Origin of the sequence: Acinetobacter junii CIP 64.5 (assembly GCF_000368765.1) — a bacterium.
GTDB lineage: Bacteria > Pseudomonadota > Gammaproteobacteria > Pseudomonadales > Moraxellaceae > Acinetobacter > Acinetobacter junii.
In genome coordinates, this window is sequence record NZ_KB849653.1 from 229,366 (window position 1) to 253,199 (window position 23,834).

The window sequence follows — 23,834 nt, forward strand, 5'->3', positions numbered from 1 at the left end:
AAGCAGAATTTAAAACTGAAGTCATTTCTAGGTCGAAGCCGCAATGCGATACAAACGCAAATATGGATTGCATTAATTGCCTATTTGCTGGTGAACTTCGCTAAACACATGGCACAAGAAGGATGGAGTGTTCAGCGTTTACTGAGAATTATTCAGGTCAATTTATTTGAAAGGAAACTTTTAAGGTCACTCTTTGTGCCTGATAAAAAATGGCGAAAACAAGAAGAACCTCAATTGAGGTTCTTCTTTTGATATTTGTGGGACAGCAGTGGTTTTAATCCCTCCTTTTTTAGATTATTTTACAGACAATGCCTGACCTTCAAATTTCACACCATCCCAGCCATTTTGCATAAACTGACGAATATTTTGGTGATCTGTTCCTTCAGGTGTTGCGAGCACAGATGCATAATGTTCCGCAAATAAACTTAAAGTATCTGCTTGGTTTAAACCTTCTAATTGAGCAAAACTAAAGACTTTTGCACTTCCTTGGTTCTCAGTTGCAGCATTAAATTGAGCGCCATTTTGAAAAGCCGTAGGTGTGTGTTGATAACGTGCTTCAATAAAGGCAATAACATCAGCAAATTTTGCAGAACCATCTTTCAGTTGTGCCAATAAGGTTTGAGCCATTTTAAAATTCCATGTGTATAAAATGAATGTGAGCATCATACCATCGAATCAAGAAAGTTGATGTTTGATGCTGTGGAAACTAGACCGAATAGGGCAAGCTGTTTATGCTGTAAATGATAAATCAAATGTATAAATAATAATGAATCGACATCATTTTAAAGTACCTAAACACAAGCCTTTCCTCCGTTATTTTAGCTTGCTGCTTAGCTGTCAATTTATCTTGACTGTGCGTCGCTTTTTCATGCGTCTATTACCTTTTATACGATTTGAAAGTCAGGTCAGTCATATTGTGTATTTATCATGGTTAGTTGATATCGAGCAGGTTCGAGAACGCTATCCTGAGCTGGTTCATTTGTGGGAAAGGCAGGGCAAAACAGTTTTTACCATTCTCAGTTACCAACATCATCATTTTGGCTTTCGTTTTCTTGGTCCATTTCGACGTTGGATGCCTTCTCCCCGACAAAGTAACTGGCGTTTTTATCTCAATGATACGGCACCTAAAACGGTCATTTTTGAACAGGTTTTGATTGACCATGCTTTATATGTTGTTGGTGGTCGTCTTGCAAGCGATGTAATGCCTGCCCAATATGCTGCAAAGTTCGAGCATGAATTTGATTCTAAACAGCAGGCTATTCAGACGGAGGTTTATCTAGATCAAGATTATTCTTTTAAGAGCCATGTCGGTATTCGACAGGAAAAAAGTTTACCTGCAACATGGCAGAATTTATTTGATTCATGGGCGGATGCTGTGCATTTTCTAGTTGATCAAGATCATGCATGGGCAGAGTGGGTTGATCAGCCCCAACGAATGTCGCAAGGTGATATTCAAATGCCAGTCTGCTTCGAGCAAATTCAAGCCGCAGAAGTACTTGCTCTAAGCCCCCCTGAACTGCTAAAGCAGTTCCAAATAGACGCTGATGCAGATGTTTTTGCTTTTGTAATTCCTGCTCTAGATTTTCACGTCTTGAATGAAAAAATATTAAATTGAACATCAAGTTGTGGATAACTGAAGCGTTATACACAGAAAAAAACATAAGTTGAGTTGTTCAAAATCTATGTTATTTTAGGATGAAGGAGATGGTATTCCTCCTTTTACAAACCGCCAAACTGGCTAATGATGCCTACGTTGTCCTGTACAGGGAGCGTAGGTTTATGCGCGCTCTGTTTATCTTCTGGAGTCCGCAGATGGCAAAAGTACTCTCTATGTTTAATGCATTACTGTCTCCAAATCTGAGTTTGGAGTAAATCATGTACTATCCACTTATCTCAATTGCATTAGGATCAATCTTAGGTGCTTGGCTACGTTGGTTGATTGGTTTAAAGCTCAATCCTATTTTTCCAGCGATTCCATTGGGTACAGTCACCGTAAATTTTATTGGTGGTTTTATTATTGGATTTGCAATTTCATATTTTTCACAAAGCGCACTTAGTCCAAATTATAAGTTATTTGTGATCACAGGGTTTTGTGGTGCATTAACGACTTTTTCAACCTTTTCAGCAGAGATCATTGCATTATTGCAACAAGGCAAACTGAGCTATGCTGTTGCTGCGATTGTTATTCACGTGATTGGTTCACTCGTCTTTACTTTGATTGGCATGAGCTTGCATCAGTGGTTGAGTGCTGCGTAGTTCGGGAGAGAACTTATGAATGGATTCTTAATTACCTTTTATGCTGAACGCAGTCGAATGTACCAAGGTCAACCGATTGTTGAATGGTTATTGTCTGTTGCCCAACAAATGAAGTTGGGAGGTGCAACAGTCATAAATGCAACACATGGTATGGATCATCGCGGGCAAATTCATTCTGCAGGATTTTTTGAGTTGGCTGATCAGCCTGTTCAAATTCAATTCGCCGTGAATGATGAACAGGCTACAGCGTTGTTTAAATTTCTTGAAGATAAAGCGATTTCTCTATTTTATGTCAAGCAGGCTGTTGAATATGGTGTGATTGGACAATCATCACTGCGAGATGGATGACAAATTTTTGACATAAAAAAAGAAGTCTAAGTGGAGGAGATATAACCTTAGACTTCGAATGCTTCTAATGTACAGCGTCAAACTTAAAATAAGATTAAGCTTTACGACTAAAACGACCAAATCGTTTATTGAAGCTCGCAACACGACCTTCGTTGCTTGCTTGACGTACTTCGCCTGTATAAAACGGATGTGATGCGCTTGAAATATCTAGCGTCACATAAGGGTAAACTTGACCTTGATATTCTTTAGTCTGTTTGGTTTGGATCGTGCTACCAATCAAGAAGTAAGCATCGGCATTGGTATCGTGAAATAGTACTTGTTGGTAAGCAGGGTGAATATCTTTACGCATTTTTAAGACTCCTAAAATTTTATAGAAATGTTATAACATAACAATATATGAAGTCAATTTTGAGTATTTCAAGTTTTGATTTGAAATGACATATAGATTTTCGTTTTTCGATTAAGTAAGGGAGCACTTAGTTTTAATAAATTTAACTAGGTACGAGTTCTTCAAATAAATCGTTCAGATTGTCATGCACTTTGAGATGAATGAGATTCCAATAATGTCCAGATACCGTACGATTCACCATCAATGTATCGGGAGAAGGTTTAAATACATCCCAATATTTTAAAGATTTTTTCACTAAGCGCATGCCATCATGATGTGAAGAGTTTTCTGCAAAATCATAATGTGTACTGAGCGGACGTAATAAAATTTCAATCCATTGACTATAAAGTTCGTCAGGGAACTTTTCTTTTTCAGCCAATGCTTTTAATTCGACTAATAAGTCTTCAACTTGAGCAATATTCTCTTGTCGAGCAGCATTGACGAGGGATTTAAAATGTTGAACGATCTCAGGCGATAAGGTTTTTACACTGCCATAATCGTAAATAATTACGCTGCCATCTTCTCTAAATGCAAAGTTACCTGGGTGTGGATCGCAATGAAATCGTCTTAAAAAGAAAATTTCTTGTCCGAGCGCACGTACGATTCGACGACCAATTTGATTGCGTGTTTCGACAGACCACGTACTCGCCGTTTCGATTGATTCACCTTTTTCATAACTGAGAGTGAGTACACGGCGAGATGAATAGTCTTTATAGACGGTAGGTATAATCACTTGTTGATCGAGTTTTTCATGAAAGGTTTTAAATACTTCTAGATTCTGAGCTTCAATTTCATAGTTCAATTCAGCTGATAGACTGTCTTGGATTTCTTTAAAAAGTTGATCTTGAAGTTTTTTATCAATCTTTAATACGCCCATTAAACGTAAAGCAAGGCGAACCTGTTTTAAATCGCTTTCACAAGCTTGATCGACACCAGGATATTGTACTTTGACTACCACTGCTTGCCCATTCGGCAAAATAGCACGATGCACTTGACCGATGGATGCTGCTGCAAATGGTTCGGTTTCGAAAGAGCTAAAAATTTGGTTTAAGGGTTTGCCTAACTCTTTTTCGACTTGCTGTTGGATCGCAGCAAAAGGCATGGCAGGGGCTTGGCGTTGTAACTTAGCAATCGCTTTGGCGACTTCTGGTGGAAAAATATCTTTGTATTGAGAGGCAATCTGTCCGACCTTCATTACAGCACCTTTCATTTCTCCAAGTGTATCAGCGATTTGAATTCCGATATCTTGGAAAAGTTGGCTACGTGCTGCATTTTTTTGTTCTTCATCGGCAGTGAGATTTCGAATAGAGTTAGCCACGCTTTTGCTTGCAATACTTGCGGTCATGCCTGCCAGTTTTAAAAAGCGTTTACCGGAAGAACTCGCATGCTTTGCCATATTCGTTAGACCTCAATTGTTTTATCTCAAAGGAATATCTTGATCATAGGGTACAAAACTTAAATTGCCTATAAGAAAATGTTAAGTGATGTAAGTCATTATTTATGAGTAGGTCGATAATAAATGGAAAGCTCAGTTGTTAGAGCTTTCCATACCATGAATACGTTAGAAACGAATATTCTTTATAGTGTTTTCTCTAAGCGTTGATTGTATAAATACAAACGACCAATCAATAATACACAAGCAATCGTTAAGCCAATAATCAAACCTAGCCAAACACCTGCAACACCCCAAATCGTATAACGAGCTAAATACAAACCGATTGGGAAAGCAATCACCCAGTATGCCATCAGTGTAATCCACATAGGGGCTTGCGTGTCTTGCATACCACGTAGGCAGCCTGCAGCGCTTACTTGCCATGCATCCATTAATTGGTATGCCATTGCAAACCATAGCAGATACATCGCCATTGGAATCACATCTATATCATTGGTATAGATTGCAACGATATATGGTCGAGCAGAGGCAATCAGAAGCATCGTGCACAATGCAAAGAATGTCGCACTCATCAATCCTACTTTCTGTGCTTGGCGCATAGCTTGCCAATTCTTTTCCCCATAATACATTCCGACCCGAATTGTTAAGGCAATCGCTAAGGATAAAGGAATCATAAACAACTGAGATGTGACTGAAATTGCAATTTGATGTGCTGCAATCGCATTTTCTCCCAGTGGTCCTAATACCAACGCACCTGTGCTAAAAATACTGACCTCAAAGAAAACCGCTAAACCAATTGGAAAGCCAAGTTTTAAAATTCGTTTAACCCAAGTTGGGTCTATTTTTTCCCATTGCGTAAAAATAGGAGCTTGTTTATATGCACGCGCTTTAGAAATGTATATTGCAAGTGTAATGAACATTAACCATTGTAGAATCGCTGTCGCAAAGCCACATCCAGCACTGCCTAAAGCTGGTATTGGCCCAAAGCCATACATGAAAATGAAGTTCAGTGGAATCAGTACTAAGAGTGCCAATAAACTGATTACTGTGACTGGGCGAGGATGTCCAAGCGCTTCTGAATAGCTACGTAAAGCTGCATACATCATTACAGCAGGCATACCAAAACCAATCGCATGTAGGAATAGGCTGGCTTTCGGGAGGAGATGCTCTGGTACGCCAAAGTAAGGCAACAAAAGTGGCATACATTGCAAAATAAACATTGCAACGACACCTAGAATCAATGCTACCCATAAAGATTGACGTGCGATAGTCGGAATTTTTTCAGGTGTTTTAGCACCACGTGCTTCAGCGACGAGTGGTGTGGTCGCAATCATAATCCCAGCAAACAACAGCATGATAGGAATCCACAGACCTACACCCACAGCAATTGCAGCAAGATCGCCAGCAGAAAGATGACCTGCCATAATTGTATCAATCAAGCCTAATCCAGCTTGAGCAAACTGAGTGATCAGTATTGGTAACATCAAATGAAACAGTTGTTTTAATTCATAGCGCTTGCTGGTTGCTTGTAACACAAAAAATACTCTTATTGATTAAAAACGGAAGAAACGTTAGCGCTGTAAAGTGAGTAAAACGCCAATAAAAATAATGATACCACCGAGTAAACGCTGCCAGTTGATAGGTGCTTTATCTGTACCTAACCAGCCAAAATGATCGAGCAGCATTGAAATAGCGATCTGACCAAAAATAGCTAATCCTGAAAATGTGAGAAAACCTAATTTTGGAGCAGTATAAATACTCATGCTAATCGCATAAACACCGAGAAATCCACCGATCCATAAATACCATGGAATGTTTGAAAGTTCATGTAAATTTGGTTTCGATGCATCCTGAAAATAGACGAGTGCCGCTAAAACAACAGTACCGATGAGAAACGAAAGAAATGCTGCTTGAAGGGGGGAGCTTAAATGTTCTCTCAATTGTGAATTTATTGCAGTTTGAAATGCCATTGCAATTCCTACTCCAAAGGCTAAAGGCAGAAAGAGTAGCAATTGGCTAGAAATTTTCATCATCATCTCAATGTAATTGTTCTTCGTTATCTCAGTCTAACTGAATACTTACAGGATGATAAGCCGTGTCTACAGAACCAGCAACAGACTCTGTAAGAGTCATGTTAAAATAGCGATGTTCTGTCATTGAGCTTCTACTTTGAGTCTGTTAAATCCAATTAATATCCCACTTTCCTTGTATATCCATATGCCTTGGTGTGTGCGTAAGTGTCCTTACTGTGACTTCAATTCACATGCCGTGCCTGATGGTCAACTCTCAATGGATTTGGAACAGCAATATTTAACAGCATTGGTCGCTGACTTTGAAACACAAGTTGAAATGGCGCAGGGAAGATTAATTCATAGTGTATTTATTGGTGGTGGAACGCCATCATTGATTTCCGCTCAAGGCTATCAGTGGCTTTTTGATCAGCTTAAAGCACGTTTAAGTTTCTCAGATGATTGTGAGATTACCTTAGAAGCAAACCCTGGAACGGTAGAGCATGATCCTTTTGCGGATTATCTTTCTGTTGGGATCAATCGCCTTTCGATAGGTGTGCAAAGCTTTGATACAGAGCACTTACAACGCTTAGGGCGTATCCATTCCGCGCACAATGCTATGGATGCAATTCAGCAGGCTCGTCAAGCAGGCTTTGAGCGCGTCAATGTAGACCTTATGCATGGTTTACCCTCGCAAACTGTCGAACAAGCTCTAACAGATCTTAAGTTGGCTGTAGAGCATGGTGCAACGCATATCAGTTGGTATCAACTTACGATTGAGCCGAATACGGTTTTCTTTCGAACTCAACCTGCTTTACCGCAAGATGAGATTTTGGAGCAGATTCAAGAACTGGGTGAGGCATATTTAATTGCGAATGGTTTTATTAATTATGAGGTGTCAGCATGGAGAAAAGCAAAGCCATCAGCCCATAATTTGAATTACTGGCAATTTGGTGATTATTTGGCGATTGGTGCTGGTGCACATGGCAAGGTCACAAGACCTGATGGAGTATACCGTTTCCAAAAAACGCGTTTACCAAAAGATTATCTTGCTAAAGTTCCTGCCGAACATCTACAAATGAAACGTATCGAGGCTGATGAGCTACCTTTTGAGTTTATGATGAATGCTTTACGTTTGAATGAAGGTGTCGCTGCTGAGCTTTATCAGCAAAGAACAGGTTTAGATTTAAATCACCTGCAAATGCCATTGAGTAAATTACGTCAGAAAAAATTATTGCTTGATGATACAAGTAAAATTGCTTGTACTGAGCAGGGGCATATTTTTTTGAATTCAGTCTTAGAATCATTTTTATAAGAACAAAAACTCCCTTTAACGAGCATCGCTAAAGGGAGCACAAATATTAAAAATTAAAGTTAATGTTGTTTACATCCATCGTTGAAATTGTAACAGGCGCATTTTGAGTCGTTGCTTTTACTGTATCGGTCGCACTGATAGTGTATTGTCCATTTACGGTATTATCAGGAGTGAATACGATTGGCAATGTACCTGTGTATGGACCTAAATAAGGTGCACCTGTACTTAAGGATAAGCTATAGGCACCAGTGTCTAAAGTCGCATTAATTGTATTTACTGTATAAGTTGTACCACCACTAGTTTGTTTTGCATTGACTTTAATTAAGTCGCTGCTTGGAGTCGCTGTTCCACTAACACGATAGTGTGTTGTTACATTTGTATTAATCGGTAATGCTTGAGTAGAAATGGTGGTGGTTTGTTCAGCGGTGACAGGAACTGATTTAATCACTGCAGTTGCATATCCAGGAGCTGTTATAACAATGTCATAGTTGCCATTAGTTTTACTTTGGACAAGTGGCATTAATTTAAAGTCACCTGTCGCTGGTACAGGAGTACCTTTAACGATTTCACCATTTTGCTGTGCATAAACGGTTGCACCTGCTTGAGCAAGGCTTGGGCTGACGAAGCCACTGATGGTTCCACTCACAACTTGTGGTGTTGCTGTGACAACTGGTTTCAGGTTGTATGAACCATTTCCACGTTTCACAATAGATTGGCATGCATCAAAATCTAAAACAAGGTCAACTAGTGTGTCTGGCTTTACATCAAATGATCCCACGACTTTATAGCCACTCTGAGCCGCGCTCGGTGTCGTCAATGCTAGCTCGGTACCTCCTGTAGGAACAACAGAGTTAGCCCACTTTGATCCTTGATTTTGATCCAGAACTAAACGGATTTGTGTATAGCGCCCAGCTGGAAGAGGGGTCTGTCCTAAAGTTGTGAGAGCACCATTGGTCAGTGTAAGTAAATCTATTTTTTTAGGATTAGCTAGTTTTACTGAATACCAGCCTGCATCGCTATCTTTTGCTGTACTACTGCTATGTACTTTTACCTCTTTGACAGTGACATAGACGTGATCCATTCCACAAGCAGGGTTATCGGTTAGGCTGACATTGAGCGTGCCTGTATTGTTTGAATTATTATCAGCGCTGCTTCCACCACCACATGCAACTAAGCCTAAAGAAGTTATAGCAACCAAGCTAATCAATTGAATATTCTTCATGAATAGGTCCTTTCATCCGAGAATAGTATGTAAAATTGTTTTCGGAGTATAAAAGATTTAGTCAAAATACTATGTTGTATAATTATAAATATTTGTTTTTATTGATTAAGTTGGTGTGAGCTGGTTTCTGTTTTATACATAAAGATAGTTGTAGATCATGATTAGATATCATTTTAGATGAAGTAATCACAAATCCCAACTTCACAGATATTAACTTCATGAATAGGCATAAAAAAACCTCATCATATGATGAGGTTTTTTAGAATTTGGTGGGTCGTCCGCGACTCGAACGCGGGACCAACGGATTAAAAGTCCGCTGCTCTACCAACTGAGCTAACGACCCTAAGCAAGCGATTAAACATGCTTCGCAAGTAAAACCAATCAGTTCTAAGTGCGTCTTCGTTTTGATGTTGCGTATTCTAGCAACTTATTCAGCTAACACAAGAGGAAATTTAAAAACATCTGCATGATTGTTTATAAAAAGCACGATTTCCTCTTGTTTAGCTAAAAAATAAACTAGAAACGGTATTGATATGCCTGAATATTCTCAAAGATTTCAGCATTTACATCACAGTAGCTCGTTGCGCCTGGTAATAAAACCAACAAGCGTTCATCTGTCTTGCTTGGGTCAAATGCATCTTCTTTCAGCTTATTCTTTTGATACTTAAAGGTACCTGTTGTTTCAACTTTGGCTTGTACACGTAAGAACACCGGAATCGCATAAGCTGGTAAGCATTTCTTGAATACACTGACCATTTCTGTAAGGTCATTATCATTCAGTTCAGCGCCATCGGTTAAAGTAATAGCAGCCATACCTGCACGACCATTTGTGTTTGGAATTTCTACACCATAAACAACAGCTTCAGCGATCTTTTCGTATTCAGAAACCATGTTTTCAACTTCAGTCGTTGAAACATTCTCACCTTTCCAACGGAAAGTATCACCCAAACGATCTACAAACTGTGCATGACGGAAACCAATATCACGTACTAAATCACCAGTGTTGAAATACGAATCACCTTTAGTAAAGACATCTTTCAAGATAACTGATTTGTTTTTTTCAGGATCAGTATAACCATCGAAAGGTGAACGGCTAGTAATCTTACCTACGAGTAAGCCGACTTGCCCTGTTTTGACTTTCTTGCAATAACCCTTGCTGTCACGTACTAGTTCGTTTTTCTCTTTGTCATATTCAACAATTGCATATGGTGTTGGAGAAAAACCAACTGTATTGTCAAAGTTGAAAATATTGCTGAAGCCAACGTTACCTTCACTTGATGCATAAAGCTCAAGGACTTCTTGAACACCAAAGCGCTCTTTGAATTTGCCCCAAATATTTGGTCTCATACCATTACCAATCATTTTGGTAACACGGTGAGCACGGTCAAGTTCTGTAACGGGTGCATCCATGAGGTAACGACATAATTCACCGACATAACCGATCGCTGACGCATTAAATTTCTGAACATCTTTCCAGAATGCACTCGTCGAGTATTTACGACGTACAGCTAAAGTTGCGCTACCAGCAATCACACCACACCAGCACACGACGACGCCTGTTGCATGATAGAGCGGTAAAGTGACATACATTACGTCATCTTTACCTAAATTTAGAATATGACCGTATGTACCATAAGCAAGTGTCCAACGGCTATGCGTGAAGATTACAGCTTTAGGCAAGCCTGTCGTGCCAGATGTATAGATATAGAATAATCCATCTTTACCTGTCACAGTGTGTGTGGTTGATGGATTGAATTTAGGGAATTGATCAATTTGTTGAGCAAGATTGACATAGCCTTTAGGTGCTACACCGGCATTTTGACGAGTTTCTTGATCTGCAAACCAATGGAAACGATCTTGAGCAACAGTTAAATCTTGACGAATTTCATCTATCGCAGCTCGTACTTCTTCGCCAGCAATCACCGCGATAGGATTAACTAAGTTAATACTGTGTGCTAGAACTTTGCCGACCTGTGATGTATTTACAAGTGCAATCGTTACGCCAATTTTAGCTAAAGCAACAATAGTGGCAATCAATTCAGGGCGGTTTTCGACCATCACTGCAATTACATCACCTTTTTTTGCTCCAATCGACAAGTAGTAATGCGCAATTTGGTTTGCCCATTCGTTCAAAGCACTGTAGCTATAACGTTGATCTTCAAATAACAGGGCGATTCCTTGCGGATTACGCTTAACTGCTTTTTCAAAGGCAATTCCTAAGCCTGCTGGGGAAGTAGGCGTCCGCAAATAAGCCTGTTTAAGACCATTGAGGATATGAGGTACTTTTGTGATGAAGTTGGGAAGGCGAGTTGCGACATCACTAAGGGTAATAATATCGGTCTGTGTAGTTTGGCTCATATCAATCCTGTTTATTTTTCGATCAATCCAAAAAATGGCTATCTGTTGGAACACAACCATTAAGATCATTGTTGTTAATGCTGTTTTTTAATGGGAAGTTCCTAGAGCAATCAACCTAATCTGACAAAATAACAAAAAAGCCTAGTCATCGAAATGACTAGGCTTGTGCTTATTGTGTGCAATTTAGCAAATTATTCATTGCCTGCAGTTGCTTTTTTCGGTGGACGACCACGAGGGCGACGAGGGCGACTAGATTTATCTTTCTCTAGTTTCGCAGCTTCATCTTCCGCTTCAGTCTCATCACCTTCAACAACAGTCTCTACTTTTTCTTCGGCTACAGCGACTTCAACGGTTTCTGTTTCAGTTGCTTCTTGTTGAAGAACAGTGGTTTGTGCTTCTTCAATTACTTCTGCAGCAGTTTCTTGAGCATCTTGCACTTCTGTTGCCGTTGTGAGCTCGAGAGGTTGTTGCTCAGGAATTGCATCAACTGGCTCTGAAGTAGAAGTTGCTGGTTCAGCTTCTTTCGCTTCAACTGGCGTCTCTGCGGTAGTTGCTGGTTGAGCTACTGAAGCGTTCGCTGCAATATGTGCTTCTTTCGCTTGTTCCGCAGCAAGTTTGGCAAGGCGACGGCGTTCACGAGGGTCATTTGCAACGCGAGTCACAGGAGCTTCAGGTGGTGTTAACGGTAACACTGGTGCAGGTTCTGCTTCCTGAGTTGGCTTCTGTGAAGGAAGAACAGCATCACGTGTAACAGGACGCTTTTCTTCAACCACAACAGTTTCTACTGCAATACTACTTGCGTATTGTTCAGCGAACTTTTGTAATGCACGGTTGAACGTTGTGACTAAACCAAATTGTTCAATCAAAATTGTGCAATCTTCACCATAGATATGGCGAATCAGACCACCAATAGTATATTGCCCTAAGGTTGGTATCTGCGAGTGCGCAATTTTAGGTGCTGGCTTTTGATTAGTATGCCCGCCACCTTGATGCGAACGGCGACGTGAACGAGGATCGTTACTTGCACGTTTTACAGGCGCTACTTGAGTTGATGGCTCAACAACAGCAGTTTCTTCAACTTCTGGCTGTGCCGCTTGAGTTGGCTCAACTGTTTCTGCTGTCGCAATTACAGCTTTTACAGACTCAGTGTGAGGCACATCTAACGGTGCTTTTTCTGCATTAATTGCAACGATTTCACTTTGACCTTGATCAATATTTACGATCAATGCCGTGTTCATCGCTTCCGCACGTGGTGCATCAACGACGTCCACTTTTACTTGTTGTGGATTAACTGCCGCTTCAGCTGTGACTACTGGAGTTTCATTTAAAACACTTTGGTCACGATGACGGTTTGGTCGGTTCGGACGTTGTTGGTTATTGCGATCACGACGTGGCAAAGGCGCAGACTCATTCACTGCAGTTTCTTGATGTTGCTGCTGAGCTTCTTGAGGTTGATGACGCTTTTGCTGGCGTTTTTGTTCACGTTGTTCTTGACGTTGTTCATGACGTGAAACTTGAGTCACTTCTTCATGCACTTGATTTTGTGGTTCATGTGCATGTGAGTGTTGCTCACGTTGTTCTTTATGTTTGCGCTTCTTCTGGTTTTGATTAGGACGATGAGATTTTTCGTCTTTTTCAAATGTTTCACGTGCTTCTTGTTTTGCAGGTGCTTGTGAAATATAAGCGTTATTGCTTGCAGGGGCAGGTGTTTCTACAGCTGCAGGAGCAGGGATATTCACTTGTCCAAACTGACCACGACTTACTGCGCCGTTATTGATCATTTGCTCAATCGCAGCAGCAGCATTTTGTGCAGAACGAGATTGATCAGTAGTTTGAGCTTGTTTTTGAACAAATAAGTTCTCTAACCAAGCACAAGGACTTGCTGATTTCTGTACAGTGGCTTGAGCTGGTTTTGCTTGCGCAGCTTGAGCTTGAAGGGCTTTCTTTTGTGGTGCTGTTGCATTTTGTGCAGGAGCAGCTGGATGGCTGTGATCTGCTTCTTCTAAATGCCAATCAGAAGACTCATAACCAAGTTCTTTTTCACTTGAACGAGTTGCTTCAGTACGTTCATAGCTAGATGGGGCAAAGCCATCTGGATTGAACTGGATTTGATAATGCGGTGTTTCCAAGTGCGGGTGAGGCAACACAGTGACACGTACATTTGAAGTTTGTTCAAGATAAACAAGGCTGTGACGCTTTTCATTCAATAAGAACGCAGCAATTTCAACAGGTACTTCAACTTGAACTTCACCTTGGCGTTCACGTAAAGCAATTTCTTCCACTTTACGCATAATCGAAAGTGAAAGTGAACGTAAGTCACGAACCATGCCTGTGCCATGACAGCGTGGGCACACATAACCTGTCGCTTCTTCTAAAGAAGGACGTAAGCGCTGACGGCTCATTTCCATCAGACCAAAACGTGAAAGTTGACCGAACTGGATACGTGCACGATCGCTTTGTGTCGCTTCACGTAATTTCGCTTCAACCATACGTTGGTTGCGATCTTTGGTCATGTCGATGAAATCGATCACAACTAAACCGCCAATATCACGTAAGCGAAGTTGACGCGCAATTTCTTCAGCTGCTTCTAAATTGGTATTTAATGCAGTTTCTTCAACATCGTGACCACGCGTTGATTTCGCTGAGTTAATATCAATTGAAACTAAAGCTTCAGTTTGATCAATCACAATTGAACCACCTGAAGGAAGTTTTACTTCACGTTCATAAGCGGTTTGGATTTGACTTTCAATCCCGAAGTGAGCAAATAAAGGCTCATTCAAGGTATAAGTTTTTAACTTATCAAGCTGACGTGGCATTACTGCTTTAACAAAGTTATACGCTTCGTTATATGCCTGCTCGCTATCAATCAAGATTTCTGCAACGTCATCGCGTAAGTAATCACGAATAGCACGCGTCACTACACCAGCTTCTTGGTGAACAAGCATTGGTGATGGACCTGAACTTGCAGAGCTTTGAATTTGAGCCCAAAGATCCAACAAATGTTGTAAATCCAGTTGAAGTTCTTCTTGGGTGCGACCGATACCTGCGGTACGAACAATCACGCTCATGCCACGAGGTACATTTAGAGAAGATAAAATTTCTTTTAGCTCTTCACGCACAGAACCTGAAATTTGACGGCTGATACCACCACCTTTCGGGTTGTTTGGCATAAGAACTAAATAACGACCTGCAAGAGAAATAAAGGTAGATAGGGCAGCACCTTTGTTGCCACGCTCTTCTTTCTCAACTTGAACGAGTAGTTCAGTACCTTCAGTGATTAGTTCACGAATGTTAGAAGTTTGACGAGGATCTGCTTTGAAATACGAGTTTGCAATCTCTCGCATTGAAAGGAAACCTTGACGCTGAGCGCCATACTCGACGAAAACCGCTTCTAAAGATGGTTCAACGCGAGTGACGTGACCTTTGTAGATGTTTGATTTTTTTTGTTCACGAGTACGGTTTTCTAAATCGAAATCGTAAAGGCGATTACCAGTGATAAGTGCAACGCGAACTTCTTCGGCGTGGGTTGCATTAATCAACATACGTTTCATGGGTGTGACACCTAATAGTGATGCACACAAACAACAAGCTCAATACTTTTGAGCAAACATCAAATTGACGCGATCAAGACTCAGAGGCTACTTTTATTTGCGAAGCTCTGAAACCACTGACTGTAAATTTCCAGTTTGGGCTTTGATACGGTTGTTTCGATGTTGGCAATACTGCTTCTATCTTTGGTCTGTTGATATTTCATCTCTGTCTTGCATCTGAGAAATATGGTAAGACCCCGACATAATCAAAGTTTCCTGTACGCTTCACTGGCGGGTGAGCGGTGCATTGGATGGTGACTTTCACTGTCATTAAGCATTGAAGTCAATCCATCTGGAAGTCTTGATACGGAATGATCATCGTATCACTGCTTAGCAGTTCCAATGCATCAACGCTTTAGCCTGAATGCGACATCAGGGAGCAAATTGTCTGATGTGGATCAGTTTACGTTTAATAACCAACAAATTGCTGGCGACATATTTTTTCTGAGCAAACTGCATGTGCTGATGCACAATTAAACGCAACAGTTTGTCATTTTGCCGATATAATAAGCCTTCGGCGTCGGCATAATTCTTTAGGACCTATCCGAGTTGTTGGTGAAGATCTCATCGATTTAAAATTTTATCTAAATAAAATTTCTGATTTGATGCTCACTTACGGTGGTATCCGTGCGCTGAATATATCAAACCTTGCGGCATCTGCCTATGGGCTAAGTTTAGGTTTCTTGTGAAATAACTTAGCTAAATGATCATTTTTTAATCGTATTTAGCAAATCTTGGATGAATCGAACGTATGAATTCTACACAACAATGGCAAAGTGTCACTTGGTTTGACGTGGATGAGCATCAAGAAGGGCAGCGAATCGATAATTTTTTATTTACCCGATTAAAAGGTGTTCCTAAAAGTCGAATCTATCGTTTAATTCGTGAAGGACAGGTTCGGGTCAACAAAAAAAGAATAAAAGCAGAAACACGACTGAGTATTGGTGATCAAATTCGAGTTGCGCCGATTCGTTATGAACAAAAAGATGAAACCGATGCACCCGTGAGTGATGGTGTAGCGCAAAGTTTACTCGGTCGAGTGGTTTACGAAGATGAAGGCTTATTAGTGGTGAATAAACCATCTGGTATTGCAGTTCATGGTGGTAGCGGGGTTGCATATGGCTTGATTGAAGCCATGCGTGCTGCGACAGGCAAAAAATATTTAGAATTAATTCATCGTATTGACCGTGATACCTCCGGTCTAGTGATGATTAGTAAGAAGCGAAGTACCCTCAAGTTACTTCAGGATCTATTGCGAGAGCATAAGATTAAGAAGACCTATGCGGCAATCGTTAAAGGGCAAGTGAGTTTGGATCAACAATTGATTGATGCGCCTTTGCTTCGTTATGAACTTGCGAATGGTGAGCGACGTGTCCGTGTCACTAAAGAAGGTAAACCGAGCAAGACGGAATGGAAGGTGATTGAACGATTTAAAGCTGCAACATTAGTCCACGCTTCACCATTATCAGGTCGTACACATCAAATTCGTGTACATGGTCTAAGTATTGGGCATCCTTTGATTGGGGATGATAAGTATGGTCACAATACAGCTTATACAGGTCCTGAAGCACGCCGTTTATGCTTGCATGCAATGCGCTTAGATATTCCGAACTACCCAACCATCGAAGCACCAATGCCTGAAGATATGCAACAGGTGATTAATGAGTTGAGAAAGCAAAAATGAGTCAGAATGTTGAATTAGTCATTTTTGATTGGGATGGGACGTTGTTTGACTCGGTTGGGCAAATCGTGGCAAGTCTGCAATACGCAGCTCAGCAGTTTGAACAACCGCTTACCGATGATGCTGCAAAAAGTATTATTGGTTTAGGCTTACCTGAAGTCATGCAAATTTTATTTCCACAGGTACCGCATTTACAGCAAGATATTTTGCAATGCTATGCAGATCATTATGTTGCCAACTCAAAAGGTGATGCTTGGTTTACGGGTGTTGCTGAACTTTTGCAAGAGTTAAAACAACAAGGTTTAAAACTTGCTGTGGCAACTGGTAAAAGTCGTAAAGGTTTAGATCGAGTTTTGAGCCAAACCAATAGCCATCACATTTTTGATATTACCCGCGCAGCTAGTGAAACTAAGTCAAAACCAGATCCGCTGATGTTGCAGGAAATCCTCACGGAAATGGATGTGGCTGCTGAATCTGCAATTATGGTAGGTGATACCAGTTATGATCTTGAGATGGCTCAAAATATTGGCATGCCTCGAATTGGGGTGAGTTATGGAGTGCATACTGTTGAAACATTAGTGCAGTATCAACCTTTGACGATTGCAAATGATGTGGCGGAGTTGCATCAGTATTTGCGCAATCACTTAGCTGAGTTTGCTTTAACTGAAAGTTAAACAACAAAAATCATTTGAGACGACATAGATAGGGATTGATCAATCCCTATCTTAAATAATAAAAATAGGGAAAGTATGAGTCGTTCCATTCGTTTACTTCATTTATTACAACTGCTTAGAGAATACCGTTATCCTGTTACTGCACAGGCGCTAGCCGAACGTCTTGAAGTTAGCCAACGCACTTTATATCGAGATATTGAAACACTACGTGAGCAAGGCGTCAGTATTGATGCTTCGGCAGGACTGGGATTCCAGCTAAAAGAAGATTTTCTTTTGCCGCCAATGACTTTAAATGAAACTGAAATTGAAGCAATTTTTCTTGCGTTGAATTGGTTAAAAGACATTCCTGATCAAGCACTGAAAGCGGCATCAACCTCCGTGTTAGCTAAACTGAATGCAGTTTTACCTCAGCACTGTCAGCATTTGCTACAGCAGACGACCTTGAGGTCGATTAATACATGGTTGCCTGTCGATGAAATGCTCGTTGAGCAAGTGCGTTTAGCTATCCGCCAACAAGTAAAAATCCTCGTGGATTATGCAGATGAGCAACAACGAATAAGTACAAGAATGCTTTGGCCTTTTGCTTTAGGATATTTTAATGATCGTATTGTGTTAGCAGCATGGTGTGAGTTACGCGAAGGATTTAGACACTTTCGTATCGATAGAATACGTGAGTTAAGTTTGACCCAAGTCCATTATCCACAATTCAAACAGCAATTATTTCAACAATGGTGGGTTCAAGAAGTGTGTGAATCGACTACTGACAAAAACTGACAATCAAAGCGATTAAATTTAAATAAAACCAATAAACAAGGAAATACAAAAATGGCACTTAAACTTTATACCAATAGTTTTTCACGCGGTGTGGTCGTGGATTGGCTACTACTAGAACTCGGAATTGAATGCGAGCGTATTGAGGTTGCATTTAAAACTGAAATGAAAACACCAGAATATTTGCAGATGAATCCTTTTGGTAAAGTACCTGTTTTGGTTGATGGTGACATTGTTATTTATGAATTGGGTGCAATATGTGCTTATTTAGCTGATAAATTTATAGATAAAGGACTAGCACCTGCACTCAACGATCCCAAACGAGGTTTATATTATCGTTGGTTGTTCTTTATCTCAGGGCCATGGGAAGCGGCAGCGACAGATCGAATGTTGGGTATAAATGAGGTTACACCTGAGCAGAAATCTTCGATTGGTTATGGTGACTACCAAGATGCTTATCATGCCTTTGTGGTTGGATTGAATGAAGCAGCTCCTTTTTTATGTGGAGAACAATTCACCGCTGCTGATGTGTTAGTTGCAGCAATGTTATTTTGGCAGTTGAAAATGGGTGAAGTACAGTCGCATCCTGCTATTGAACGATATTTACAGAATGTTAGTCAGCGCCCAAGTTATCAGAAGTTTGCTGAATTCTTTAGTAATGCTTAAGCCCAAACATCAAAAAAGCCGACAACTCGGCTTTTTTTATTTTTTCAGCTTGCATAAAGTGCAAATTGATCAAGTGCAAATACTTGCCTAATCTCTTCCAAAAATTGTTCGGTCGCTTGATTGGGGGGATTTTTATTAAACGCCATAAATACATCCAAACTGGGCAATGGCTTGGCTAAGGGTTTTACAATGACTTGATCAGTCGCTAGGGCTTCCATGTAGGATGGCAGAATTGCACAGCTCACACCCGAGTTTACCGCTTGAATGCAATCCACTATATGATTGGTTTCATGGATGGTTTTGAACTGAATTTTATTAAATTCAATATATTGCAAAATCGTTTTCGATAAGGGCTGTGACAATTTATTAGAAAGGATGGTTAACTCTAACTCTTTTAATTGCTCAAGTTTAATTTCTTCAAATTTAGCAAAAGGATGTTGTTTCGGGAGCATAAATACAAGAGGCTCTTTCAAAACTAACTGACTGGCAAAAGTATCATTTTGAAAATCTTGATTAATAAAAATAATGTCTAAATCACCTTTTTTTAATTCAGTGATTTGGTCAGTTTCTTTTAGATTGAGTGTACAAATTTGTAGTTTTGGAATTTTCACGCGTAAACGTGGCAAAATATAAGGAAAAATACGGATTTCTGCTGAAGGAACGAATCCAATTCTAAGACATTGAACTTTTGCAGCAGCAACTTGTCGCGCCATTGTCACTGCTTTATCTGCTTGAGTGATCGTTAAACGTGCCTGCTCTAGAAAAGCGTGACCTTCATCTGTCAACTCTACTTTTCGTTTGGTTCTATGAAATAATTGAACACCAATCTCATCCTCTAAGTCTTTGATTTGTTGACTTAAAGAGGGCTGTGCTGTATGAAGCTTAATTGCTGCTTTACTAAAACTTAGCTCTTCGGCAACGGTGATGAAGTAACGTAAATGTCGTAATTCCATAAGACGAATCCAAGTGTGCCTTATTCTAGTTTTAGAAAGATTGATAATGGGTGAAACTGGCGTAAGACTATATCATAGCTGTTTTTATGACCGATATGCTCAGTTTTGAGATAGAAAAAATGTATTAAAAACCTAAAATTGTGACTTAATCTGGGGTGTGTTGACACTTTTAGCTTAAAAAAATAGCGAAGTAGTAAAATCAAATCGCCAAACCTAATTTTACTATTCGCTATGCCTCGTACCATGCTGACAGATCAACACTGGCAAAAGTTGAAAACTATTTTGCGTAATTTATCTATTCATCACAACTCAAATTTACGTAATTTTATTGAAGCTATTCTCTATAGAATTAGAACAGGCTGTCCGTGGCGAGATATTCCTTCCTATTTCGGTCAATCAAACTCTATTTTCAAACGTTTTAATCGTTGGTCAAGCAGCGGTAAGTTGCTTAGATTATTCAAATTATTAGCATCATGCCCCGATATGGAGTGGATTTTTATTGATGGCTCTCACGTACGTGCTCATCAACATTCTGCCGGTATAGCGAATCAATCCATTTCTAAAAGTGTAGGAGGAAACTCCTCAAAAATACATTTGATTGTTGATTCACATGGCAATCCTATTGATTTCATGATTACCGATGGCACTACACATGACATCAAAGTTGCACCTGATTTAATAGCAACATTAGATTTAAAAGAGACAGAAGTGGTATGCGCAGATAAAGGCTATGATTCAGAACCACTGCGTGAGCAGATCAGAAAAACAGGAACAAAAGCGAATATACCAAAGAAAATAAATAGCCAATCGAACAATGATCATATGGACTGGTATTTATATAAAATCAGGCATTTAGTTGAAAATATGTTTTGTAGATTAAAACAATTTAGAGGGATAGCTACTCGATATGACAAGCTAAAAGAAATTATCAAAGTGCTGTTGCCTTAGCCTGTATATTTTTATGGCTACCTTTATAGGTTTAATTATGAACAGTAAATGTCAACAGACCCTGATCATGATAAAAAATTGAACCTTTATATAAATTTATGTTGACTCATTAGGTGAAAATCATCATAACTAAATGGGTTCTACGAGGACTAAAATGCATGAATTGAAATGCATTCAAACTTCTCAAAATTGATACATTCACGTGAGATGGAAAACGTTAAAGTAGAAAACTATTTATCTGATGAATAGATCACCATCGCTGCTTGAGATGATTAAATTCCACTATAGAAGAAGTACATGAAAGATAAGCCGACATTAACTTACCAATTGCCGACCCAATCTTGCTTGAGCCATACTTTTGGGAAACCACCATTTCCTCATGAGGCTTCTGACCATTGTGGTTTTGATCGTTTTTATAATATTGAAAAACGTGATCCACCATTTGATCGAACACGTTTGTTTAAATGGCTTGCAACACGGAAGTCATATACGTGGAACGTTGATCGATATCACGAGCAAAATCTACGAAATCAGATGCTTGAGTTGCCTCAGAATCGACCACATGCTGATTTAAATGACTGGAAAATTTGGTTCGTAGGGCATGCAACGGTATTGATCCAAATCGGTCGTTACAATTTCCTGACGGATCCCGTTTGGTGTGAGTATGTGAGTCCTCAGCAGGGGCATGGTCCGCAACGTGTTTGCCCTGCAGGTATTGCTTTGGAACACTTGCCTTGGATTCATGGTGTGTTGTTAAGTCATAACCATTATGACCATATGGATTTAGCCAGTTTAGAGTGGTTACATCAAAAATTTGCGATGCCGATCTATACTGGGCTTGGTAATGGATATTATTTGCCTAAACACTTTCATGTTATTGAGATGGATTGGTGGCAAGAAATTCCGTTTCATGATGAATTAAAAATTGCTTATACACCTGCACAGCATGCCTCTGGTCGTGGCGTGCGTGATCAAAATCGGGCCTTATGGGGTGGCTTTTCATTATTGGCAAAAACAGGACATTGTTTCTTTGCTGGTGATACGGGATATTCCCCACATTTTAAAAAGATTCATGAGCGTTATGGCGATGCCCGTGTAGCGCTATTACCAATAGGGGCTTATGAGCCACGAAAGTTAATGCGATATGTGCATATGAATCCACAAGATGCTTTTCACGCGCATTTAGATTTGCATGCGCATCGTTCATTGGCCATTCATTTTCGAACTTTCCAACTTACTGATGAAGATCGCAATGCTCCTGAACATGAGTTACAACAAGCAATGAAATCTTCATCTAAATTAGTCAATCCATTTTATTGTATTCGTGAAGGGCACTTTATTCGGGCCTAGCTTGCTGTAGTGTCCTGATAAAGCATAAGGCAATGACGGAAAGGCTGACAAGCCCAACATTCATCATCACAGGATTAAACGCTTATTCATGTCATGGCTTGACTAAATTGTCGCCTAATTTAATCTAAAAAGCCATCCGAAGATGGCTTTTTAGAAGGTTCTCAGGAATTAAATAAAGCTTGGTAAATGACGAGCAGGGTCAGTTTCACGGGCAGCTTGCGCATCAGCAACAGTCATACCAAGTGCTTTTGCAACACCTTCGCCATAAGCAGGGTGGCAAGCATAGCAGTTTCGGATATGACGATACTTGATAAAGTCCAACGCATCACCCATCGCGCGTGCTGTATTGCCAAATAAGGCATCTTGCTGTTCAGGTGTCATTAACTCGAACAAGGCACGAGGTTGACTGAAGTAGTCATTATCATCTTCACGATAATCCCAGAAGTCTGCATCGCCATTGATTTTCAATGGTGGTTCTTTGTATTGCGGCTGTTCTTGCCATTGACCGAAGCTGTTAGGTTCATAATGTGGTAAACCACCATAGTTGGCATCAATGCGACCTTGACCATCACGGTGATTACTGTGAACAGGGCAGCGAGCAGCATTCACTGGAATTTGTTGATAGTTCACGCCTAAACGGTAACGTTGCGCATCCGCATAGTTAAATAGGCGTGCTTGCAACATACGGTCAGGTGAAACGCTAATACCTGGTACTAAGTTACTTGGTGCAAAAGCAGATTGTTCAACATCTAGGAAGAAGTTTTCAGAGTTGCGATTGAGTTCAAACTCACCAACTTCAATCAGTGGATAGTCGCCATGAGGCCAAACTTTAGTTAAATCGAATGGATGATATGGAACTTTCTCAGCATCTTGTTCTGGCATGATTTGTACGAAAAGCGTCCATTTTGGATAGTCTTGACGTTCGATGGCATCGAATAAATCACGTTGATGGCTTTCACGGTCTTGACCCACCAATTCACCAGCTTCTGCATCAGTTAGGTTTTTAATTCCTTGTTGCGTTCTAAAGTGGAATTTCACCCAGAAACGTTCATTGGCTGCATTAATGAAGCTATAGGTATGACTACTAAAACCATGCATATGTCGGTAGCTAGCAGGGATACCGCGATCTGACATTACAATCGTGACTTGATGCAGGGCTTCTGGCAATAAAGTCCAGAAATCCCAATTATTGGTAGCACTACGTAGATTGGTTTTTGGGTCGCGTTTTACTGCTTTGTTGAGATCTGGGAATTTGCGTGGATCACGTAAGAAGAATACAGGGGTATTATTACCTACCATATCCCAGTTACCTTCTTCAGTATAAAATTTTAAGGCAAAACCACGAATATCTCGTTCAGCATCCGCTGCGCCACGTTCACCTGCAACCGTGGTAAAACGAGCAAACATTTCTGTTTTTTTGCCGATTTCGCTAAAGATTTTAGCGCGAGTATATTGAGTAATATCATGGGTAACTGTAAATGTACCGAATGCACCAGAACCTTTAGCGTGCATACGACGTTCAGGAATCACTTCACGGACAAAGTTGGCAAGTTTTTCATTTAGCCATAAATCTTGGGCTAATAAAGGACCCCGAGCACCTGCTGTCATACTATTTTGATTATCCACCACGGGTGCACCAAAATCAGTGGTTAAGTGGCTATAAGGACATTTTTTATCGTCTTGGCTCATGTTCTATCTCCATCAAGATGACCTGTGAGCTGGGTCATCTGAACTGTTTGACCGTTCAAAGATATGAATGTTTAACCGTATCGGCTACAAAATGGGTATCAAAAATGAAGATGCCTAAATTGATTTGTAATGATGTGGTTTACATCCGTTGTATTTTTACTCTAGATTGATGAAAGTTTTTTTTCCAATGGATTAAAGTTGATGTCATAAATGCTTTATCCGA

The 23,834-nt window shown here is 40.1% G+C and carries 20 protein-coding genes, 1 tRNA gene, 1 pseudogene and 1 riboswitch; of the genes and pseudogenes, 11 read left to right on the forward strand and 11 right to left on the reverse strand.

Going from position 1 to position 23,834, the window contains the following annotated elements; all coding sequences use genetic code 11:
• Window positions 1-252 (forward strand): annotated as a pseudogene (locus F948_RS01080) (IS4 family transposase); the annotation flags it as partial.
• A gap of 42 nt (window positions 253-294) precedes the next feature.
• Here the strand turns inward: F948_RS01080 and F948_RS01085 are convergent.
• Window positions 295-627, reverse strand: coding sequence for a HopJ type III effector protein (locus F948_RS01085; RefSeq protein WP_004958735.1), 333 nt, complete (start codon window positions 625-627; stop codon window positions 295-297).
• A 139-nt stretch (window positions 628-766) separates the two neighbouring features.
• Between F948_RS01085 and F948_RS01090 the strand changes: the two genes are divergently transcribed.
• The 3 genes from F948_RS01090 to F948_RS01100 all read left to right on the forward strand — a co-directional run bounded on the left by F948_RS01090 (window position 767) and on the right by F948_RS01100 (window position 2,604).
• Entirely contained in the window at window positions 767-1,615 is an 849-nt protein-coding gene (locus F948_RS01090; protein WP_004958736.1) for a DUF2071 domain-containing protein, read from the forward strand.
• 76 nt (window positions 1,616-1,691) lie between these two features.
• Window positions 1,692-1,758, forward strand: a riboswitch (Fluoride riboswitch).
• A gap of 117 nt (window positions 1,759-1,875) precedes the next feature.
• On the forward strand, window positions 1,876-2,256 hold the full coding sequence (gene crcB / locus F948_RS01095; RefSeq protein WP_004916675.1) for a fluoride efflux transporter CrcB: 381 nt from the start codon (window positions 1,876-1,878) through the stop codon (window positions 2,254-2,256).
• Between the two features lie 15 nt (window positions 2,257-2,271).
• Complete coding sequence (locus tag F948_RS01100) at window positions 2,272-2,604, forward strand: DUF190 domain-containing protein (RefSeq protein ID WP_004958740.1); 333 nt, start codon at window positions 2,272-2,274, stop codon at window positions 2,602-2,604.
• A 94-nt stretch (window positions 2,605-2,698) separates the two neighbouring features.
• Here F948_RS01100 and F948_RS01105 read toward each other — a convergent pair whose 3' ends face one another.
• The 4 genes from F948_RS01105 to F948_RS01120 all read right to left on the reverse strand — a co-directional run bounded on the left by F948_RS01105 (window position 2,699) and on the right by F948_RS01120 (window position 6,418).
• Window positions 2,699-2,953, reverse strand: a complete 255-nt coding sequence (locus tag F948_RS01105) for a type B 50S ribosomal protein L31 (protein WP_004916670.1) — start codon at window positions 2,951-2,953, stop codon at window positions 2,699-2,701.
• Window positions 2,954-3,095: 142 nt separating this feature from the next.
• Window positions 3,096-4,388, reverse strand: coding sequence for an ABC1 kinase family protein (locus F948_RS01110; protein WP_004957620.1), 1,293 nt, complete (start codon window positions 4,386-4,388; stop codon window positions 3,096-3,098).
• Between the two features lie 182 nt (window positions 4,389-4,570).
• On the reverse strand, window positions 4,571-5,920 hold the full coding sequence (locus tag F948_RS01115; protein ID WP_004958742.1) for an MATE family efflux transporter: 1,350 nt from the start codon (window positions 5,918-5,920) through the stop codon (window positions 4,571-4,573).
• Window positions 5,921-5,956: 36 nt separating this feature from the next.
• Entirely contained in the window at window positions 5,957-6,418 is a 462-nt protein-coding gene (locus tag F948_RS01120) for a DMT family transporter (protein ID WP_035333912.1), read from the reverse strand.
• A gap of 136 nt (window positions 6,419-6,554) precedes the next feature.
• On the opposite strand from F948_RS01120, the gene hemW reads away from it, so the two are divergent.
• Window positions 6,555-7,709 (forward strand): radical SAM family heme chaperone HemW, encoded by a 1,155-nt coding sequence (gene hemW, locus F948_RS01125; protein ID WP_026057374.1) that lies wholly within the window; start codon window positions 6,555-6,557, stop codon window positions 7,707-7,709.
• A gap of 46 nt (window positions 7,710-7,755) precedes the next feature.
• On the opposite strand, the gene F948_RS01130 is transcribed toward hemW, so the two are convergent.
• From F948_RS01130 to F948_RS01145, 4 genes are all read right to left on the reverse strand, one after another.
• On the reverse strand, window positions 7,756-8,931 hold the full coding sequence (locus F948_RS01130) for a DUF4382 domain-containing protein (protein WP_004916660.1): 1,176 nt from the start codon (window positions 8,929-8,931) through the stop codon (window positions 7,756-7,758).
• A gap of 267 nt (window positions 8,932-9,198) precedes the next feature.
• Window positions 9,199-9,274, reverse strand: a tRNA-Lys gene (locus F948_RS01135).
• 173 nt (window positions 9,275-9,447) lie between these two features.
• Complete coding sequence (locus tag F948_RS01140) at window positions 9,448-11,289, reverse strand: long-chain-acyl-CoA synthetase (protein WP_004958749.1); 1,842 nt, start codon at window positions 11,287-11,289, stop codon at window positions 9,448-9,450.
• Between the two features lie 191 nt (window positions 11,290-11,480).
• Window positions 11,481-14,840: an Rne/Rng family ribonuclease gene (locus F948_RS01145; RefSeq protein WP_004958753.1), complete on the reverse strand. Its 3,360-nt coding sequence runs from the start codon at window positions 14,838-14,840 to the stop codon at window positions 11,481-11,483.
• Window positions 14,841-15,630: 790 nt separating this feature from the next.
• On the opposite strand from F948_RS01145, the gene F948_RS01150 reads away from it, so the two are divergent.
• From F948_RS01150 to F948_RS01165, 4 genes are all read left to right on the forward strand, one after another.
• Complete coding sequence (locus F948_RS01150) at window positions 15,631-16,563, forward strand: RluA family pseudouridine synthase (protein WP_004958755.1); 933 nt, start codon at window positions 15,631-15,633, stop codon at window positions 16,561-16,563.
• Window positions 16,560-17,234 (forward strand): HAD-IA family hydrolase, encoded by a 675-nt coding sequence (locus F948_RS01155; RefSeq protein ID WP_004958758.1) that lies wholly within the window; start codon window positions 16,560-16,562, stop codon window positions 17,232-17,234. Before F948_RS01150 ends, F948_RS01155 begins: the two co-directional genes overlap by 4 nt.
• A gap of 75 nt (window positions 17,235-17,309) precedes the next feature.
• Window positions 17,310-18,008, forward strand: a complete 699-nt coding sequence (locus F948_RS01160; RefSeq protein ID WP_004958760.1) for a helix-turn-helix transcriptional regulator — start codon at window positions 17,310-17,312, stop codon at window positions 18,006-18,008.
• A 51-nt stretch (window positions 18,009-18,059) separates the two neighbouring features.
• Window positions 18,060-18,671 carry a glutathione S-transferase family protein gene (locus F948_RS01165; RefSeq protein ID WP_004958762.1) on the forward strand — a complete coding sequence of 204 codons (612 nt, stop codon included), beginning with the start codon at window positions 18,060-18,062 and terminating at the stop codon, window positions 18,669-18,671.
• Between the two features lie 44 nt (window positions 18,672-18,715).
• Here F948_RS01165 and F948_RS01170 read toward each other — a convergent pair whose 3' ends face one another.
• The gene (locus tag F948_RS01170; RefSeq protein ID WP_004958766.1) at window positions 18,716-19,624 is read right to left on the reverse strand and encodes a LysR substrate-binding domain-containing protein; all 909 of its coding nucleotides are present in this window, start codon (window positions 19,622-19,624) and stop codon (window positions 18,716-18,718) included.
• 231 nt (window positions 19,625-19,855) lie between these two features.
• Between F948_RS01170 and F948_RS01175 the strand changes: the two genes are divergently transcribed.
• Together F948_RS01175 and F948_RS01180 are read left to right on the forward strand one after the other, a co-directional pair.
• Window positions 19,856-20,601 (forward strand): IS5 family transposase gene (locus F948_RS01175; protein WP_228128829.1). Its coding sequence is split into 2 segments (ribosomal slippage): window positions 19,856-20,540 and window positions 20,540-20,601, totalling 747 coding nucleotides; the frame shifts between segments, so codons are not numbered across the junction.
• Between the two features lie 268 nt (window positions 20,602-20,869).
• On the forward strand, window positions 20,870-21,922 hold the full coding sequence (locus F948_RS01180) for an MBL fold metallo-hydrolase (protein ID WP_004958772.1): 1,053 nt from the start codon (window positions 20,870-20,872) through the stop codon (window positions 21,920-21,922).
• 168 nt (window positions 21,923-22,090) lie between these two features.
• On the opposite strand, the gene F948_RS01185 is transcribed toward F948_RS01180, so the two are convergent.
• Complete coding sequence (locus tag F948_RS01185) at window positions 22,091-23,611, reverse strand: catalase (RefSeq protein WP_004958775.1); 1,521 nt, start codon at window positions 23,609-23,611, stop codon at window positions 22,091-22,093.
• Window positions 23,612-23,834 lie beyond the last annotated feature (223 nt).

Coding starts and splice junctions, on each gene's coding strand:
- F948_RS01085 (WP_004958735.1), bottom strand. CDS start 627: ATGGCTCAAACCTTATTGGCACAACTGAAAGATGGTTCTGCAAAATTT.
- F948_RS01090 (WP_004958736.1), top strand. CDS start 767: ATGAATCGACATCATTTTAAAGTACCTAAACACAAGCCTTTCCTCCGT.
- F948_RS01185 (WP_004958775.1), bottom strand. CDS start 23,611: ATGAGCCAAGACGATAAAAAATGTCCTTATAGCCACTTAACCACTGAT.
- F948_RS01145 (WP_004958753.1), bottom strand. CDS start 14,840: ATGAAACGTATGTTGATTAATGCAACCCACGCCGAAGAAGTTCGCGTT.
- F948_RS01140 (WP_004958749.1), bottom strand. CDS start 11,289: ATGAGCCAAACTACACAGACCGATATTATTACCCTTAGTGATGTCGCA.
- crcB (WP_004916675.1), top strand. CDS start 1,876: ATGTACTATCCACTTATCTCAATTGCATTAGGATCAATCTTAGGTGCT.
- F948_RS01120 (WP_035333912.1), bottom strand. CDS start 6,418: ATGATGAAAATTTCTAGCCAATTGCTACTCTTTCTGCCTTTAGCCTTT.
- F948_RS01180 (WP_004958772.1), top strand. CDS start 20,870: ATGAAAGATAAGCCGACATTAACTTACCAATTGCCGACCCAATCTTGC.
- F948_RS01130 (WP_004916660.1), bottom strand. CDS start 8,931: ATGAAGAATATTCAATTGATTAGCTTGGTTGCTATAACTTCTTTAGGC.
- F948_RS01155 (WP_004958758.1), top strand. CDS start 16,560: ATGAGTCAGAATGTTGAATTAGTCATTTTTGATTGGGATGGGACGTTG.
- F948_RS01165 (WP_004958762.1), top strand. CDS start 18,060: ATGGCACTTAAACTTTATACCAATAGTTTTTCACGCGGTGTGGTCGTG.
- F948_RS01150 (WP_004958755.1), top strand. CDS start 15,631: ATGAATTCTACACAACAATGGCAAAGTGTCACTTGGTTTGACGTGGAT.
- F948_RS01105 (WP_004916670.1), bottom strand. CDS start 2,953: ATGCGTAAAGATATTCACCCTGCTTACCAACAAGTACTATTTCACGAT.
- F948_RS01110 (WP_004957620.1), bottom strand. CDS start 4,388: ATGGCAAAGCATGCGAGTTCTTCCGGTAAACGCTTTTTAAAACTGGCA.
- F948_RS01170 (WP_004958766.1), bottom strand. CDS start 19,624: ATGGAATTACGACATTTACGTTACTTCATCACCGTTGCCGAAGAGCTA.
- F948_RS01100 (WP_004958740.1), top strand. CDS start 2,272: ATGAATGGATTCTTAATTACCTTTTATGCTGAACGCAGTCGAATGTAC.
- F948_RS01160 (WP_004958760.1), top strand. CDS start 17,310: ATGAGTCGTTCCATTCGTTTACTTCATTTATTACAACTGCTTAGAGAA.